3 protein-coding genes are annotated in these 2,672 nt (G+C 35.3%); 1 reads left to right on the forward strand and 2 read right to left on the reverse strand.

Annotated features, from left to right (window positions below; translation table 11 throughout):
- Nucleotides 1-267: 267 nt before the first annotated feature.
- Nucleotides 268-1,152 (reverse strand): hypothetical protein, encoded by an 885-nt coding sequence (locus tag AC1DUW_RS25370; RefSeq protein ID WP_477643774.1) that lies wholly within the window; start codon nucleotides 1,150-1,152, stop codon nucleotides 268-270.
- Nucleotides 1,153-1,395: 243 nt separating this feature from the next.
- Here AC1DUW_RS25370 and AC1DUW_RS25375 point away from each other — a divergent pair, with 243 nt between their 5' ends.
- Entirely contained in the window at nucleotides 1,396-1,614 is a 219-nt protein-coding gene (locus tag AC1DUW_RS25375; RefSeq protein WP_098177627.1) for a hypothetical protein, read from the forward strand.
- Nucleotides 1,615-1,669: 55 nt separating this feature from the next.
- Here AC1DUW_RS25375 and AC1DUW_RS25380 read toward each other — a convergent pair.
- A partial coding sequence (locus AC1DUW_RS25380; RefSeq protein WP_477643775.1) for an aminotransferase-like domain-containing protein occupies nucleotides 1,670-2,672 on the reverse strand: 1,003 nt, incomplete at its 5' end.

Below are 2,672 nucleotides of genomic sequence, written 5' to 3' on the forward strand. Positions count from 1 at the left end.
TATTAAAGGAGGATATAGAGAAAGCAAGCATTGATATGTACCTACATGTAACCACTATTGAACAGGAATATTCTAACTCGCAATACGAATTATAGAATTCAATTCACACATAACTAAATCTCCTGCATCATTTCCTTCTTATTAGAGTGGTATTCCTTTTTACTTTGAAATGTTTGAAGGAAGACTTTTTCTTACTAGAAAAGGATAGATAAAGCCTATGAGATGGCTTAATCTATCCTTTTAAATTTCTTCTTTTTATTTTACCTATTAAATCTGTTGAAACCTCCCAATAAGCCCCATAGTCAAATACTGTTTATTTTCATTAAAGTCCCATGGCCAATATCTAAGGGATAGTTCACTTTTATCCACTTTTTCCATAAAATCTTTTATTCCAATCAGGGCTGCACCATACCCTACATTAGAAGCTAAAGCAAAGATGGCATTAAGCCCTTTATTAAAAGTATCCATATACTCAGACTCTATCTTTAAAATATCAGACCATGTAATATAAAACCCATTTTCAACGCAACATTTAGAAATTGAGTGATGCAAAGTAAGTACAATTTGATCTCTTAAGTCAAGAAAGCCATCCTTAATCTTTTCTAATTCTTCCTTCGCATATTGGTGCTCATATTCAGAAAGTGTATCTATTGCCCAATTATAAAATAATTGGGTATAAATTGCGGATGTTGCAACGATATCAAAATGATTACTATAATCAGCGAAAACTCCATCCGCTATCTGACCTAACTGATTCTCAGTATCTTTCAGAAATCTTACAATATCATCGGCTTTTTCCCCACGCTTTAGCAAAAAAGAAAGCTTATGTTCAAAATCTATTTTATTCAACCCTGTTACATCGAATTCAATCAGTTTGATTTTATTACGAGTACTTTCTGAAAAATGCTTCGTACCTTTTTTCATACTTTCTATATCTATATCGAATAAATAAATGGAGTTACATTTAGTCGCAAGATGGTCAAGATCTAGATCATCGCAATTGCCTGCACCAAATATTGCTACGTTATCAACTAAACCTTTTTTCAAAAAAACAGCATCGAATAATCCTTTAACTTGTTCACGATGCCTTGTCCATCTAGTTCTTCTGAATTCATCTCGATTATGATTCATTTCTCTTTGAAAAGTATCCAAGAAAATCGCTCCCTTTGAGGTCCTCTTTACTTAAATATTGTATCAAAATATTTCTATTATGTAGAGGGATTCAAATAGTTTCACAAAGCACAGAAAACAAAACTGCTAATATTCAGGAGGTCTCTCAAATTTCTTAGACTTTCAAGTTTATATATTCTAATATTTTTGGATCTTTATAAGCTACACAAATGTTAGAATAATATGGAAAATAATGAAATTAGGTGTTAAAGAAAGGGGGGATTTATGAGTAAAACTAAGAAGATTTTGCTAAGTTTACTCGGAATTTTTCTTATAATCTTGGCCGGTGCTGCAATACTAATGATTTCGTTTACGCAAAGAATGAAAGCATTTGTCCATAAAATCATCGCGAAAGAGATAAAGAATCCTTTCATTAGCAAAAAACCTACCTCCTTTAAGGAAGTAGGCGTATTCAAATTCATTTTCAAAAAAGCTTCGAAATAGCTTAGAGTGTTAATCATTGCAATGATTAACACAACTAACTAACAATCCTTCAGGACTATCTTTGATAAACAGATGAGATAAGCTGTCCTAGTCTTCGAATTCCCTTGATTATTTCTTTCTCATTGGCATAACTGAACGAGAGCCGGAGAAACTCGATTCCATCCTTTTGATCCAAGAAAAAGTATTTCCCTGGAACATACGAAACACCATCAGCTAAAGCCTGTGATAATAAATGAGACGTATCAACACCTGGAATCCTCACCCATACAAAGTAACCACCCTCTGGTACATACCAGGAAACGGATTCTGGAAGAAATTGTTCCAACGAACGGATTAACGCAGTACATTTAGTACGATACACATCTTTTAGAAGGACGAGTCGTTTCTCAAGATCGGTGTTTTCTAAGTATACAGCCATTGTACTTTGAGCAAATGGATGGTCTAAATCTTTTTTAAACCACTCTAAAGCCTTAATGAATTCACTTTCTCCTGCTATCCATCCAATTCGCATTCCTGGCGCCACTACCTTGGATAATGAACCAACGTGAAGGACTCGTCCGCATTTATCAAAAGATTTTATTGGCAGCGGACTTTTATCGAAGGATAATTCTCCGTATGCATCATCTTCTAAAATGAGGAAATCAAACTCGATGGAAAGCTCCAATAAATGCTTCCGGCGCTCAGTTGTCATAGTCGTTCCAGTTGGATTTTGAAAGGATGGGATGGTATATAGAAAACGCGGGAGGGTGAGACCTGTACGTTTCCTTTCATCCAGCATTTCTTTTAATCGGTATGTTTGGAGTCCGTGTTCATCTATAGGTATACTAATAATTTGCTTTGTATAGTTTTGAAAAATCTCTAAAGCCTCCATATAGGTGGGAGATTCCACCGCTACGACCGCTTTATCATCAAGGAGAATGCGGGCAATAAGATCAATCGCCTGACAAGCTCCTGATGTAATCAAAAGCTGTTCTTCCAAAACGCAAATTCCACGTTCTGCCAATCTTATCTGGAGTTGCTGCTTCAGTCTTGCAATACGTGGACTTCCGAGATAATGG

The sequence above is a fragment of the Peribacillus sp. P4_C12 genome (genome assembly GCF_056402095.1).

Bases quoted from the DNA above. Each gene is read 5' to 3' on its own strand.
- AC1DUW_RS25375 (WP_098177627.1), top strand. From the start codon at position 1,396: ATGAGTAAAACTAAGAAGATTTTGCTAAGTTTACTCGGAATTTTTCTT.